We start from the raw sequence: 14560 nt of genomic DNA, 5'->3' as shown, positions 1-14560 counted from the left end.
GTTGGCGACCTTTTAATCGATGCAAATATGATTAAAAACAAAAATATTAGGTATTGCCTCCTAATACGTAACTGTTTGTGCAACAGAATTTCCTGTATAATGTCTGCCTTTTTTGACATTCTGAATGTTCAGCAAAATGCCAAATTTCCGCAGCAAGCAAATGCACAACAAGCTGAGTAAAAAGGATATTGTATGCGTACTAACTATTGTGGGCAGTTAAATATTGCCCATGAAGGCCAAAAAGTCACTCTTTGTGGATGGGTAAACCGCCGTCGTGATTTAGGTGGTTTGATTTTTATCGATATGCGTGACCGTGAAGGGGTCGTTCAAGTCTTTTTCGATCCAGAGCGCAAAGACCTCTTTGAAAAAGCTTCGGAATTGCGTAATGAATTCTGTATACAGATTACAGGGACTGTCCGTGCTCGCCCAGATAACCAAAAAAATAAAGATATGGCGACAGGGGAAATTGAAATCTTTGCTGAAGAGCTTAATGTCTTTAATAAATCAGAGCCATTACCTCTGGATAGTAATCAAACGAATACAGAAGAGCGTCGCTTAAAGTATCGTTACCTTGACCTTCGCCGTCCTGAGATGTCAGAGCGTCTACGCACCCGAGCTAAAATCACCAGTTTTGTCCGCCGTTTTATGGATGAAGAAGGGTTTGTTGATGTTGAAACACCAATGCTCACAAAAGCAACCCCAGAAGGGGCTCGTGACTACTTGGTACCAAGCCGTGTTCATAAAGGCAAGTTTTATGCATTACCGCAGTCACCACAATTGTTTAAACAATTGCTGATGATGTCGGGTTTTGACCGTTATTACCAGATCGTGAAGTGCTTCCGTGACGAAGACTTGCGTGCAGATCGTCAACCTGAATTTACTCAGATCGATGTTGAAACGTCATTTATGACGGCGGAACAAGTGCGTGAAATCATGGAACGCATGATCCGCCAATTATGGCAAGACGTGAAGAATGTTGATTTAGGTGATTTCCCTATAATGACTTTTGCAGAAGCAATGCGTCGTTATGGTTCAGACAAGCCAGACCTGCGTAACCCAATGGAATTGGTTGATGTTGCCGATATCGTTAAAAATGTTGAATTCGCTGTTTTTGCACAGCCCGCGAATGATCCGAAAGGCCGCGTGGTCGCATTAAAAGTACCAGGCGGAGCAGCCATGACACGTAAACAAATTGACGAGTATGGTCAATTTGTCGGTATCTATGGTGCTAAAGGGCTTGCCTGGATGAAGGTTAATGAGCGCGCTAAAGGGGCAGAAGGAATTCAAAGCCCAGTCGCTAAATTCTTAAATGAAGAAATCATTAATCAATTGCTTGATATTACGGATGCGGCGGACGGTGATATCCTCTTATTCGGTGCTGGCGCGAAAAATATCGTGACGGATTCAATGGGCGCTTTACGTCTGAAGGTTGGACGCGATTTTGCCATTACAGATTTAAATAGCTGGAAGCCGCTATGGGTTATTGATTTCCCAATGTTTGAAGATGATGGGGAAGGTGGTTTAACGGCAATGCACCATCCATTCACTTCTCCACGTGATTATTCACCAGAAGATCTGGCTAAGAAACCAGAAGATGCGGTTGCTAACGCGTATGATATGGTCATCAATGGCTACGAAGTCGGTGGCGGTTCAGTACGTATCCATCGCAGTGAAATGCAACAAACCGTGTTTAATATTCTGGGTATTAATGAAGAAGAGCAAGCAGAAAAATTTGGCTTCCTGCTAGATGCATTAAAATATGGTACACCACCACATGCAGGTTTAGCATTTGGTCTTGACCGTCTCGTCATGTTGTTAACCGGTACCGATAATATCCGCGATGTTATCGCTTTCCCTAAAACAACGGCAGCGGCATGTTTAATGACGAATGCACCAAGTCACGCCAACCCTGACGCATTGACAGAATTGGCGATTTCAGTCGTTGCAAAAGACGCGGAAGACTAATTCATTCGTTATGAAGGGGTTTAAACGCCCAGAATCGGTATTGGTAATCATTACCGCTGAAAACAGCGGTAATGTTCTGATGCTGAGACGTCAGGATGATCCCGATTTCTGGCAGTCAGTGACCGGCAGTTTGGAAAATAACGAAGATCGCCTTGAAACGGCAATGCGAGAAGTTGTCGAAGAAACTGGGTTTTTTCCTCAGGAAGGGCAGTTTTTCGATTTAGCGCGCGAAGTCACTTTTGAAATCTTTGCGCATTTCAGGCATCGTTATGCTCCTAATGTTACTCACTGTAAAGAGCATTGGTTTAAAATGGTACTCAGTGAAGAACGCGTACCAATTTTGACGGAACATACTGAATTTTGTTGGCTGCCGCCAGAAAAAGCGGCGGAATTAACGAAATCATGGAGTAACCGTCAAGCTATTTTAGAATTTGCTGTTTAATTATTTTATTGACGTTTTTGGAGAGATTTCATGGCAGGTCATAGTAAATGGGCCAACACCAAGCACCGTAAAGCGGCACAAGATGCTAAGCGCGGTAAAATTTTCACTAAAATTATCCGTGAGCTGGTGACAGCAGCACGTTTAGGGGGTGGTGACCCTGCGACTAACCCACGTTTACGTGCCGCTGTGGATAAAGCATTATCCAATAACATGACACGTGATACCCTGAACCGTGCGATTGCGCGTGGTGTAGGGAATGATGAAAATGATAATATGGAAACTATCATTTATGAAGGTTATGGCCCAGGTGGTACAGCCGTGATGGTTGAATGCTTGAGCGATAATCGTAATCGTACCGTTTCCGAAGTTCGTCATGCTTTCACTAAAACTGGCGGTAACTTAGGCACTGATGGTTCAGTTTCTTACTTATTTACTAAACGTGGTGTGATTACTTACGCGCCTGGTGTGGATGAAGATGCACTGATGGAAGCGGCATTGGAAGCTGGCGCGGAAGATGTTGAAACCTACGATGACGGAGCGATCGATGTTTACACAACACCAGAGACCTTTGGTGAAGTGAAGGATGCGCTTGATGCCGCTGGTTTCACAAGTGAAGGTGCAGAAGTTTCCATGATCCCATCAACAAAAGCAGAATTAGATGTCGAAACGGCACCTAAATTACTGCGTCTGATTGATATGCTGGAAGATTCTGACGACGTACAAGAAGTTTATCACAATGGTGACATCTCAGACGAAGTCGCCGCTCAGTTGTAATCAGATGTTACTCGCGTAGAGAAAGAGGCTATACTCGCCACACTTGAAGTGCACGCTTGTTGGCTACAGACATTTTAGGTAGTCACAGAGTGATATAGGCTCCTAGCAACAGGCTTTGGTTGCTGAGCTGCACCAAGATTTATTGAGAGTATATTCCTACTTTCTCTCGCGCCTCTTTTCAATTTCCATTTCTTATCAATTACTTTGCTTATTTATGTATAATAATCGACTCAACTTATGGTTGGGAAGTCGCTATTGTAGCGTCTAAAATATATCGATAAGATGATGTTAAAAGTAATAATGAATATTAATAGGCTTTGATATGGCGATTATTTTAGGTATAGATCCCGGCTCTCGAGTCACGGGCTACGGTGTTATCCGCCAACAAGGCCGACAACTTCTGTATTTGGGGAGTGGTTGCATCCGCACTCAAGTTGATGACTTACCCAGTCGCTTGCAGCGAATTTATGCGGGAGTCTCGGAAATTATCACACAATATCAACCCGATGTATTAGCGATCGAACAAGTTTTCATGGCCAAAAATGCAGACTCGGCATTAAAACTCGGTCAAGCGCGAGGGGTTGCGATTGTCGCGAGTGTTAATCAAAACATTCCTGTATTTGAATATGCAGCACGGCAGGTAAAGCAAACGGTTGTGGGGACAGGAGCTGCTGAAAAAAGCCAAGTACAGCATATGGTTAAATCGATACTTAAACTGTCTGCAAACCCACAAGCGGATGCGGCCGATGCATTAGCCATTGCTATCACCCATTGCCACTTTAACCAGAACCTACTTCGAGTAGGAGATCCCCGCCTAATATTAACGCGCGGTCGATTAAGATAGTGACTGGATATGCATCCAGCCTTTTTTGTGGTATAAACAGCGCTATTAATAAAATAACCTGAGGGCTTCATTGTGATTGGTCGTTTACGTGGCATCGTATTAGAAAAACAACCTCCCATTGTTCTGTTAGAGTTGCAAGGTGTTGGTTATGAAGTTCATATGCCAATGACTTGTTTTTATGAACTACCTGAAATAGGCCAAGAAGCCATTGTTTTTACTCATTTTGTTGTGCGTGAAGATGCTCAATTGCTGTACGGTTTTAATGATAAGCAAGAAAGGGCACTCTTTAAAGAATTGATTAAAGTGAATGGCGTAGGGCCAAAACTTGCTTTAGCAATCTTATCGGGTATGTCAGCACAGCAATTTGTTTCTGCTATAGAGAAAGAAGCTATTTCATCGTTGGTTAAGCTACCGGGCATTGGTAAGAAAACAGCGGAACGCTTAGTTGTTGAAATGAAAGACCGTTTTAAAGGCCTTAATGGTGATTTATTTAACCAGCATACGGATATTAAGCTACCAGATGTCAACAGTCATCTACCTAATCGTGCCGATATTGAAGTAGAAGCGACAACCGCGCTGGTGGCATTAGGTTATAAGCCGCAAGAAGCCAGCCGTATGGTCAGTAAAGTCGCCAAACCAGACAGTGATTGTGAGACATTGATCCGTGATGCATTACGTGCAGCACTCTGATTGAGAGAATATAACGATGATTGAAGCTGACCGCCTAATTTCTGCTGAAGTGATCCATGATGAAGAAGAAGCGATTGACCGCGCTATTCGACCAAAATTACTCAATGAGTATATCGGTCAGCCGCAAGTCAAAGAACAAATGGAGATCTTTATTCAAGCGGCTAAGTTACGAGGTGATGCGCTTGATCATCTATTAATTTTTGGTCCGCCGGGTTTGGGGAAAACGACACTTGCCGGTATTGTGGCAAATGAGATGGGTGTAAATTTACGTACCACGTCAGGACCCGTGCTCGAAAAAGCGGGTGACCTAGCCGCAATGCTGACCAATTTAGAGCCTCATGATGTACTCTTTATTGATGAAATCCATCGTTTGTCGCCAGTCGTTGAAGAAATTCTTTATCCCGCCATGGAAGATTACCAACTCGACATTATGATTGGCGAAGGGCCAGCGGCACGCTCAATTAAAATTGACCTACCTCCTTTTACCTTAATTGGCGCAACGACACGGGCTGGGTCATTAACATCACCATTGCGTGATCGCTTTGGTATTGTACAACGTCTTGAATTCTATAACGTTGATGATCTACAGCATATCGTGAAGCGTAGCGCTCAATTTATGGGGTTAGAAATCAGTGAAGAGGGGGCGCGTCAAGTTGCGATGCGTTCACGTGGTACTCCGCGGATAACTAATCGTTTATTGCGTCGTGTGCGTGACTTTGCACAAGTAAAAGGTGATGGCTCAATCAATGAGCTCATTGCGAGTCAAGCGCTCGATATGCTGAATGTGGATGCAGCAGGCTTTGACTACTTGGATAGAAAACTGCTTGTCGCGATTATTGATAAGTTTATGGGAGGGCCAGTCGGTGTTGATAACCTTGCAGCGGCGATAGGTGAAGAGCGTGAAACAATCGAAGATGTTCTAGAACCATTTCTGATCCAACAAGGTTTTATCCAACGAACGCCACGGGGTCGCATGGCAACCGCCCATGCATACTTACACTTTGGTTTAACACCGAAAGACGTGTAAGTTGTACGACATTATCGGCTAAAAAAATCCCTTGTTAAAAACAAGGGATTTTTGATGAAAATGACGCAATACGTTAGAGAATAACACGCCTCAACATACGCGCGAAAAGATCAGTTTTTGACTTTTGCTAATAAACTAACAGCAAATAGTATCGCAGCCGTTAGTACCACGGAAGGGCCCGCAGGGGTATCGTAAAAGGCAGAGAAAGCTAAGCCCCCTGTTACAGATAACATTCCAATCAAAATTGCCACAACGGCCATCTGTTCAGGTGTGCGAGCAAAACGTCGAGCCGTTGCTGCTGGGATAATTAATAAAGATGTAATGATTAATGCCCCAACAAACTTCATCGCAATACCAATAGTTAATGCGGTGACTAACATCAATAACAGACGAAGACGTTGAATATCGACTCCATCAACAAAAGCAAGCTCTTGATTGACCGTCATAGATAACAACGAACGCCATCGCCAAAATAGTAATCCACACACGACAATCACGCCAATCAAGATAGTGATAATATCATCGTAAGTTACCGAGAGTAAGTCGCCAAACAAATAGGCCATTAAATCAACACGGACATTAGCCATTAGACTGACCACGACCAATCCCAGTGACAGAGCGCTATGGGCCATGATACCTAATAAAGTATCAACAGCGAGCTGAGGTCGGCGCTCCAGCCAGACCAAGATCAACGATAACAGTAAGGTGACAGCAATGACGGCATAGAATGGATTGATATTAAATAATAAACCGAACGCAACACCTAATAGAGACGCATGGGCAAGTGTATCACCAAAATAGGACATACGACGCCATACGACAAATGATCCGAGTGGGCCCGCGGCAATGGCGAGTAGCATGCCAGCAATCCAGCCGGGTAGAAGCAACTCAATCATGTTGACATTCCTTGTTGTGGGTATGCGTTGTTACGACATTACCTTCTAAATCATGTTGGTGATTGTGATGATGGCGGTAAACGCCGAGTTGCGAAGCGCCACGATAACCAAACATAGCGACAAATTCCGGGTGATTTGACACAACGTCAGGGGTGCCTGAGCAGCAAATATGACCATTGATGCATAACACTTTATCTGTTTTTGCCATCACCAAATGAAGGTCATGTGACACCATTAATACCGCACAACCCAGCTCAGTACGCAACTGATTGATTAAATCATAAAGAGCGACCTGGCCATTCACATCAACGCCTTGAGCGGGTTCATCGAGTACCAGAAGGTCGGGTTCATTGAGTAACGCGCGGGCAAGTAATACACGTTGTGTTTCACCACCTGACAACTTTTGCATAGGTTGACTCAGTAAGTGCGTTGCTTTGACGCGTTCGAGAGCGGGTAGTAATTGTTCTGTACGCACTTTCGGCTTTAACATCAAAAAGCGTTTAACCGTTAATGGTAATGTGGCATCTAAATGTAGTTTTTGTGGCACATAACCAATAGACAGTGCTTTTGCTCGTTCAATGGTTCCTGAGGTTGGTGCGAGAAGGCCGAGCACAACCCTAACAATCGTCGATTTACCGGCACCATTAGGGCCTAATAAGGTAATAATATCGCCTTTATTAAGTGAGAAACTCACCTCTTTCAGCACTTGCTTTTCGCCAAAGGAAACAGAAATTTTATTTAAATTCAGTAATGGTTGCATATGAAAAACATCTTGCAGAATTCATGTTGTGTTATATTATAACATTTCAAAATTAAAATCACGGAAAAAGACGTCTATGATACATAAATCTCAATTCAATGCCCGACAATTTATTATAGGAATGGCGACGGCTTCACTACTGACGACAACGATGGCAACGATCGCAAAAGCGGATGTTGTGACCTCCATCCGACCACTTGCTTTTATCGCAGCAGGCATCGCTGATGGCGTGACAGAGACGCAAGTATTACTCCCCGATGGTGCTTCACCGCATGATTATGCACTTAAACCGTCTGATTTAAAAAAAATTAAACAGGCAGACTTATTCGTTTGGATAGGTCCCGATATGGAAATGTTTTTAGATAAGCCACTCAAGACATTACCGCAGAATAAACGTCTAGCGCTGGCTGAACAGGAAAATATCATCCCATTGTTAATGAAGGATAATGAAGAAGACGAACAGGGGCATGACCATGGCGATGAAGCTAATCATGATGAGGATCACGAACATCATCATCATGGTGAGTATAATATGCATATTTGGCTGTCACCAGAGATTGCAAAACAGGCTGCATTAGATATTCACGATCGTTTGGTAGTGCTTTATCCTGACCAAAAAGAGAAGCTGGACGTAAACCTTCGTAAATTCAATGAAAAAATGACGCAAAATGATAAGAATATTGTTAATATTTTAGAGCCAGCCAAAAACAAGGGCTATTTTGTTTTTCACGATGCTTATGGCTACTTTGAAAAACACTATCGGTTAGCTCCACTGGGGCATTTTACGATAAACCCGGAAATTCAGCCTGGTGCACAGAAATTACATAAAATACGAACTCAATTGGTTGAGCATAAAGCACAATGTGTTTTTGCTGAACCTCAATTCAGGCCAGCCGTCATAGAGAGTGTTGCTAAGAATACGGGAGTCAAAATGGGAACTCTCGACCCGCTAGGTAGCGGGCTGGAAATAGGCCCAGATAGCTATATGCAGTTTTTAATGCAACTGTCGAAGCAATACGCGAGCTGCCTGAATTAAACAAGAAGGAATTGTTTAGTGCAGCAAATGGCTAAAGGACTTGCACAGGTTTACGGTAGCCTGTCCAAGTCTCACAAAATCATGTTAGGGACATTAACAATAGCAACATTGGCCGTCGCGATTTGGCGGCCAGCGCATTTACCAACAACTAACTCTGATACCGAAAATTCTGTAGATACCGTTATTCCTCTTACATTTGCACCTTTAACGGATGCAACCGATGACATTATTCAAGATAGTAGTGATCAACTACCTGATGAAGGTGTCGCGGATGGTGATGGTAGCGAAGGGGAAACCGATGGCGCACCAATCCCTCATGAATATGTCGTTGCCAGTGGTGACAACCTTTCAAGTATTTTAACCCAATTCGGTATAGAATCAGGCGATGTTGCGACGTTAGCAAACCAGCATAAGGCGTTACGCAACTTAAAAATTGGTCAAACGTTAAATTGGGACTTAACAGAACAAGGCGAACTTGCCACACTCACATGGGAAGTCTCTCGCCGTGAAACACGTGTTTATAGCCGTGTTGGCAGTACCAATAAATTTGAAGAAAAGAAAGAGATCCGTACTGGCGAATGGCAAAACAGTGTGTTACCGGGTGTCGTTAATGGTAGTTTTGCCCAAAGTGCAAGCCAAGCGGGTTTGACACGTAGTGAAGGCCGTGAAGTGATCAAGGCTCTCCAGTGGCAAATTGATTTTCGTAAACTGAAAAAAGGCGATAAGTTTACCGTTTTAATGAGCCGTGAAATGCTGAATGGCCGTAACGAACAGAGCCAGCTCGTTGGTGTGCGTTTGCGTAGTGGTGGGAAAGATTATTATGCATTCCGTGCTGAAGACGGTAAATATTACGACAGTGAGGGGAATGGTTTAGAGCGTGGCTTCCTGCGTTTCCCTACCGCCAAACAATTCCGTGTATCATCACAATTTAATCCTCGTCGTGTTAACCCTGTAACAGGCCGTGTGGCTCCCCATAAAGGGGTCGATTTTGCCATGCCAGTAGGAACACCCGTTCTGGCTGTTGGTGATGGTGAAGTTATTGTGGCTAAGTACAGCGGTGCTGCGGGGAACTTCGTTGCTATTCGTCATGGCCGCCAATATACCACGCGTTATATGCATTTGCGTCAGCTGCTTGTGAAACCAGGGCAAAAAGTTAAACGTGGTGACCGTATTGCGTTATCAGGGAATACAGGGCGTTCAACAGGTCCACATCTGCATTTCGAAATGTGGGTTAACCAGCAAGCTGTCAACCCTCTGACAGCGAAATTGCCTAGCTCAGGTGGTTTAACAGGGAAAGAGCGTAAAGAATACTTAGCTATGGTGAAAGAAACGAAACCACAGTTAAAGCTTAATTAAGCATCTCACTACTGGCAGATAATTGATATCTGCCAGTTTTTTTTGTAAAGCTTCCACTTGTTATCGTTTTAAGCTATAAAAGAGCGCAAATAGTTCTTTTAGGTACATCATGAATAAAGACAAAGATACCGATAGTAAATTAGGCTATGTGCCTACCTTTCATAAATCCTATTTACAGCCTAAATATTGGGGTGTTTGGCTAGGTGCCGGCGTGTTTGCTGCTTTAGCCTATATACCTGTTAAAATTCGGGATCCCATGTTGGCTAAAGTGGGGAAATGGGTAGGCAAATTGGCGAAAAGTGCACGTCGTCGTGCAAAGATAAATTTATTATATTGTTTTCCTGATTTGACAGAACAGGAAAGAGAGCAGCTAGTTGATAAGATGTTTGAAACTGCCCCCCAATCATTTGTGATGCTTGCAGAGCTTTGCCTTCGTGGTGCGAATAAAACACTAGCGAGAACACATTGGCACAATCAAGAGATTATCGATAATTTAAAACAGCAAGGAAGTCATGTTATTTTCATGGTGCCTCATGGATGGGCTGTAGATGCACCCGCAATGTTACTCGCTGCAAAAGGCCATAAAATGGCAGCCATGTTTCACCATCAAAAAAATCCAGTAGCAGATTATTTATGGAATAAAGCACGCTATCATTTTGGTGGTCGTTTACATTCTCGGGAAGCGGGGATTAAGCCGTTTATCGCCTCTGTACGCCAAGGTTATTGGGGGTTTTATCTACCCGATCAGGATCATGGTGAAGAGCACAGTGAATTCGTGGATTTTTTTGCGACCTATAAGGCGACATTGCCAGCGGTGGGGCGCTTAATGAAAGTTTGCAAAGCCAAGATAGTTCCTTTATTTCCAGTCTATGACCATCGTACACATCAACTGCATATTTATATTCGACAGCCGATGGATGATATTGATGGACAAGATGATCAATACATTGCCAGAAGAATGAATGAAGAACTGGAGTTCCTTGTTGGTCCAAATCCTGAACAATATACGTGGATACTTAAGTTATTAAAAACCAGAAAAGGTGATGAAATAGAACCTTATCAGCGTGATGATTTATATCGATAGTCGCGGCTCAATACTCGCTTATTTCTGACGTACTTAACGAAAAAAACACTTCAACATGTTATTAAGGTTGAAGTGTTTTTCTTTTTTAGCCGATATATTTTATTGTATAGACTTTACTTATCCTTTTTTTGTAATCGAATTACGATTAACACCGTAGGTATTGTGAGTAATAAAAAAATAAAAAATATTTATTTTTTACTATTATGGTTTTTTTCTTAACTTTTAATATGATTTATTTATGTCAAATATATTTAGATGTTATTGATAATAAATGAAATTATTATTATGCCGTCAACATGAAATGCCTTGTTTTTTATGTGGGTATACACTGTGAATAGTACAATGTTAAGTAAATTATCAAGCGAAAAGGTCAAAAATCCTTATCAATGACCAATGTAAGCCATATGATGAATAAATTACACGTGTGAGGGGATATTTAAGAAATTAATCTCTTGAAAAAGAAAGGGAGGATTATTATAAATATCAGTAAATGGGGTTGTTTAAATATGATAATCTTTAACTGAAATTTATATTGGTATAAATTTTAGGGAAATACGGAAAGATAAGAAACAAGACATCGAAATAACCTGAAGTTTTTATATCAGAATCCGATAAAGCGAATGATAGAGAATGTCTCATTTGGTGATGAATAAAAGTCTTTATATTATTTCTATTTCATCTCACATCGGGCGAGTGGGCTGTCGAGAACGTAATAATTAAAAATAATTTGTCACTTTGATATAATGAAATATTTTTAATTATCAAGGTGTGCATATCTGGCTTATTGTAGTGCCTTAAGTTGAATTTTGTTTTTAGTTTTTTATACATAATTATATATTAATCCATTTTGTTTGTAGCAATTGAAAGCTTGGAGTTGAAAACTCGCTTTTAATTTTTATGAATATTCAATAGTAATCATCCTAATGTGACTAATTTATTTTATAAACCGTATTAAGAGACTTTACTTTAATATTATATTGACATCTATTTAATAAACTTATTTTATATTTTTATTTTATAGCATCAACGCCATTATCTAAATCAGATGTCTTATTTTTCATCTTAAAATAAGCAAGATAGTTAATTTATAAAAGAACTCATTCAGTTTCATGATGTTTCTTGACTTAAATATTATTTAACTAATGATGGTAAAATATACTGTAAGTGCTTATACCTATTAACGAGTGTTAAATATGTTGATATATTTTTATTAAATAATAAAAATTGAGTCCAAAAATTGATTTGGAGATGCTATGGAAAAAACTCGAACTACATTGGACCAATGGATTACCTTGCAAGCTGTCGTAGATTGTGGCGGGTTTGCACAAGCAGCAGAAGTATTACATCGAACCCAATCAGCGATTAGCTATACAATCAGCAAACTTGAACAAACATTAGATATTGAAATATTTTCATTAGAAAAAAGGCGGGCAGTTTTAACGCCAAAAGGGGAAATATTATTAGCATTATCTCGAGAACTGACAAATAAAGCGATCTCATTAGAAAATAAGGCTAAATCGCTGAATAAAAACAATAATTCAAAAATAAATTTGGTGATTGATACTCTTTACCAAACAGATAATATTTTAAATAAAATGGGGGGATTTATTCAAACACACAGAGACTATGATATTGATATTGCTAAGCAAGCCATAGCAAAATCGGATATATTCTCCTTAAAGGATTATGATGTTTTAATTACCCATCATTATGTTGAAATTTTAAACCCTGTTTTTTTAGAGAAAGTAGAGGCTGTATTAGTTACTGAACCTGAACATATGTTACAACATGTGGAGGATGCTCAATTATTGGAAAACCTATCTAAACACGTAAAAATTGTTCTGGAGTCTTCAATAGAAGATGCTGTTAAAAGCGCTCAAACAATCAAAGCGGCATCATTAGAAACAGTCATTGGACTGGTTGAAAGTGGTATAGGTTATGCTTGGCTACCGAAAAATTTAATACAAAATCAACTGAATAAAAACGCATTAAAACAGCTCAAAATAACAACGGATAATATTTATTATAGTTTTTATTTGTATGTTAATAAAAACTCGTTAGCTCAATATGTGTTAGAAGAGTTTATTAATCAGTTTAAATATAATAGCTCAAATTTTTACCAGTCATTAAAGGATTAATCAAAATAATACATTTATTGTTTTGATATAATAACAAAAAATTCAATGTAATAGGATGTTAACTAAATAAACGTCTGGTGTTATATTTCCATCGCACACTTGTATGTAGTAAATATATTATTAATACGGTGGCATTAATATCAGAACATCTAATTATAGGAATCGATATGAGTATTCTAAAAAAATCCTTAGTAACTTTAGGGGTGGCTTTAGCTGTAACAACTTCTCCGGCTGTGTTTGCTTCAGGAACTATTGAGTTTACAGGGGAAATTACAGATTTAGCCTGTGCTGTGGATAGCAGCTCACAAAATTTAACGGTTGATCTTGGTAAGGTATCATCAAAAAGCTTAGCCACAGCAGGGCAAGTAGCAGGTTTAAAAGATTTCACAATTAAGTTGATTGATTGCCCTGCGAATGCAAAAGTGACGGTAAGATTCGGTGGTACACGCGATAATAACGATCGCGATATTTTGCAGATTGCACAAACTACAGGCCAAGCAACACAGGTAGGTATTGCTTTATTTGAAAAAGATGCCACAACGCAAATTAAATTATTTGATGATTCAAAACTGGTTGAATTTACCAATGCGGCAGGGGATTCTGTAGAACTAGACTATGTTGCTCGTTATAAAGCAACGGGTACTGCAACAGCAGGTTCAGCAAATGGTACAGCGATTTATAGTATTCAATACCAATAACTAATATATACTTTAAAATTCTAATTACATTTAATCGATAAGCCAAAACTATTCTAAGCAACATAAATAATAACGTTGTTTGGAGGGAATGAGCATGTCAGTCATATGCTAATTTGAATAATAGGTATAGAGGGTAACAAAGTTACCCTCTCATTCTAAATACAAAAAATGGCCTTATTATGAAGAAAATGATTTTTTCAGCAGTTTTTCTTTTATTTTCTATTTCACACTTAGCTTCAGCTGCGGGGGTCAGTGTCGGTGGAACGCGTTTTGTTTACCAAGAAAATAAACGTGAAATTGATATCCCTATTTATAATAGTGATAAAGAAAAACCATTTCTTATTCAAAGCTGGGTAAGCCCATTTGAAGGAGAAGGTAAAACACCTTTTGTTGCGACACCACCATTATTTCGTCTTGAGCCTGATAGTAATGGGGCGGCACGTATTTCTTATGTTGGTGAGCCGATTGGCTCAAATCAGGAAAAATTATATTTATTAAATATAAAGTCAATTCCACCTAAAGATTCGAAAATTGAAAATCAATTGCAAATAGTTATTAATTCACAGTTTAAGCTGTTTTTAAGGTCGCAAGATATTGAGCCATTTGACTTTAGCAAAGTTATTATAGAAAAGAAATCAGATGGCGTTGTCATCAATAACCAGACACCATACCACTTGTCAGTAAGGGATATATTGGTTGATGGCGAAAATATTCAAGGTGCGGATCTTATCTACCCTAATTCAAAAGCATATGTGATCAAAAAAACAATAAATAATAATCAGAAAGTGGTTGTTAAATTTATTAATGACTATGGCGCGATTATTGAAAAAACATCTAATTAAGAGTATGA

The 14560-nt window shown here is 40.1% G+C and carries 14 protein-coding genes; 12 read left to right on the top strand and 2 right to left on the bottom strand.

Annotated features, from left to right (window positions below; translation table 11 throughout):
* The first annotated feature begins 192 nt into the window (after positions 1-192).
* The 6 genes from aspS to ruvB all read left to right on the top strand — a co-directional run bounded on the left by aspS (position 193) and on the right by ruvB (position 5742).
* On the top strand, positions 193-1965 hold the full coding sequence (gene aspS / locus ACWPW6_RS10460) for an aspartate--tRNA ligase (protein ID WP_154622886.1): 1773 nt from the start codon (positions 193-195) through the stop codon (positions 1963-1965).
* Positions 1966-1975: 10 nt separating this feature from the next.
* Complete coding sequence (nudB, locus tag ACWPW6_RS10455) at positions 1976-2407, top strand: dihydroneopterin triphosphate diphosphatase (protein ID WP_249998814.1); 432 nt, start codon at positions 1976-1978, stop codon at positions 2405-2407.
* 30 nt (positions 2408-2437) lie between these two features.
* Positions 2438-3181, top strand: coding sequence for a YebC/PmpR family DNA-binding transcriptional regulator (locus ACWPW6_RS10450; RefSeq protein WP_154622888.1), 744 nt, complete (start codon positions 2438-2440; stop codon positions 3179-3181).
* A 322-nt stretch (positions 3182-3503) separates the two neighbouring features.
* A complete protein-coding gene (gene ruvC, locus ACWPW6_RS10445; RefSeq protein ID WP_154622889.1) occupies positions 3504-4025 on the top strand; it encodes a crossover junction endodeoxyribonuclease RuvC in 522 nt (173 codons plus the stop codon).
* A 72-nt stretch (positions 4026-4097) separates the two neighbouring features.
* A complete protein-coding gene (ruvA, locus tag ACWPW6_RS10440) occupies positions 4098-4715 on the top strand; it encodes a Holliday junction branch migration protein RuvA (protein ID WP_249998812.1) in 618 nt (205 codons plus the stop codon).
* Between the two features lie 16 nt (positions 4716-4731).
* A complete protein-coding gene (ruvB, locus tag ACWPW6_RS10435; protein ID WP_154622890.1) occupies positions 4732-5742 on the top strand; it encodes a Holliday junction branch migration DNA helicase RuvB in 1011 nt (336 codons plus the stop codon).
* Between the two features lie 110 nt (positions 5743-5852).
* Here the strand turns inward: ruvB and znuB are convergent, their stop codons facing one another.
* The gene (gene znuB, locus ACWPW6_RS10430; RefSeq protein WP_154622891.1) at positions 5853-6638 is read right to left on the bottom strand and encodes a zinc ABC transporter permease subunit ZnuB; all 786 of its coding nucleotides are present in this window, start codon (positions 6636-6638) and stop codon (positions 5853-5855) included.
* Positions 6631-7398 carry a zinc ABC transporter ATP-binding protein ZnuC gene (znuC, locus tag ACWPW6_RS10425; protein ID WP_154622892.1) on the bottom strand — a complete coding sequence of 256 codons (768 nt, stop codon included), beginning with the start codon at positions 7396-7398 and terminating at the stop codon, positions 6631-6633. The genes znuB and znuC overlap by 8 nt, the downstream gene beginning before the upstream one ends.
* 76 nt (positions 7399-7474) lie before the next feature.
* Between znuC and znuA the strand changes: the two genes are divergently transcribed.
* From znuA to ACWPW6_RS10395, 6 genes are all read left to right on the top strand, one after another.
* Positions 7475-8434, top strand: coding sequence for a zinc ABC transporter substrate-binding protein ZnuA (znuA, locus tag ACWPW6_RS10420; RefSeq protein ID WP_249998810.1), 960 nt, complete (start codon positions 7475-7477; stop codon positions 8432-8434).
* A gap of 18 nt (positions 8435-8452) precedes the next feature.
* The gene (mepM, locus tag ACWPW6_RS10415; protein WP_163861866.1) at positions 8453-9790 is read left to right on the top strand and encodes a murein DD-endopeptidase MepM; all 1338 of its coding nucleotides are present in this window, start codon (positions 8453-8455) and stop codon (positions 9788-9790) included.
* 109 nt (positions 9791-9899) lie between these two features.
* Positions 9900-10874, top strand: a complete 975-nt coding sequence (lpxM, locus tag ACWPW6_RS10410; RefSeq protein ID WP_196713063.1) for a lauroyl-Kdo(2)-lipid IV(A) myristoyltransferase — start codon at positions 9900-9902, stop codon at positions 10872-10874.
* A gap of 1253 nt (positions 10875-12127) precedes the next feature.
* Positions 12128-13012, top strand: a complete 885-nt coding sequence (locus ACWPW6_RS10405; RefSeq protein ID WP_249998809.1) for a LysR family transcriptional regulator — start codon at positions 12128-12130, stop codon at positions 13010-13012.
* 167 nt (positions 13013-13179) lie between these two features.
* Entirely contained in the window at positions 13180-13710 is a 531-nt protein-coding gene (locus tag ACWPW6_RS10400; protein WP_154623643.1) for a fimbrial protein, read from the top strand.
* A 179-nt stretch (positions 13711-13889) separates the two neighbouring features.
* A complete protein-coding gene (locus ACWPW6_RS10395; protein ID WP_249998807.1) occupies positions 13890-14552 on the top strand; it encodes a fimbrial biogenesis chaperone in 663 nt (220 codons plus the stop codon).
* Positions 14553-14560 lie beyond the last annotated feature (8 nt).

The sequence above is a fragment of the Providencia sp. Marseille-Q8014 genome (assembly GCF_965112055.1).
Note: the sequence above shows the minus strand (reverse complement) of the source record. Positions and strands in the feature narration are given on the sequence as shown.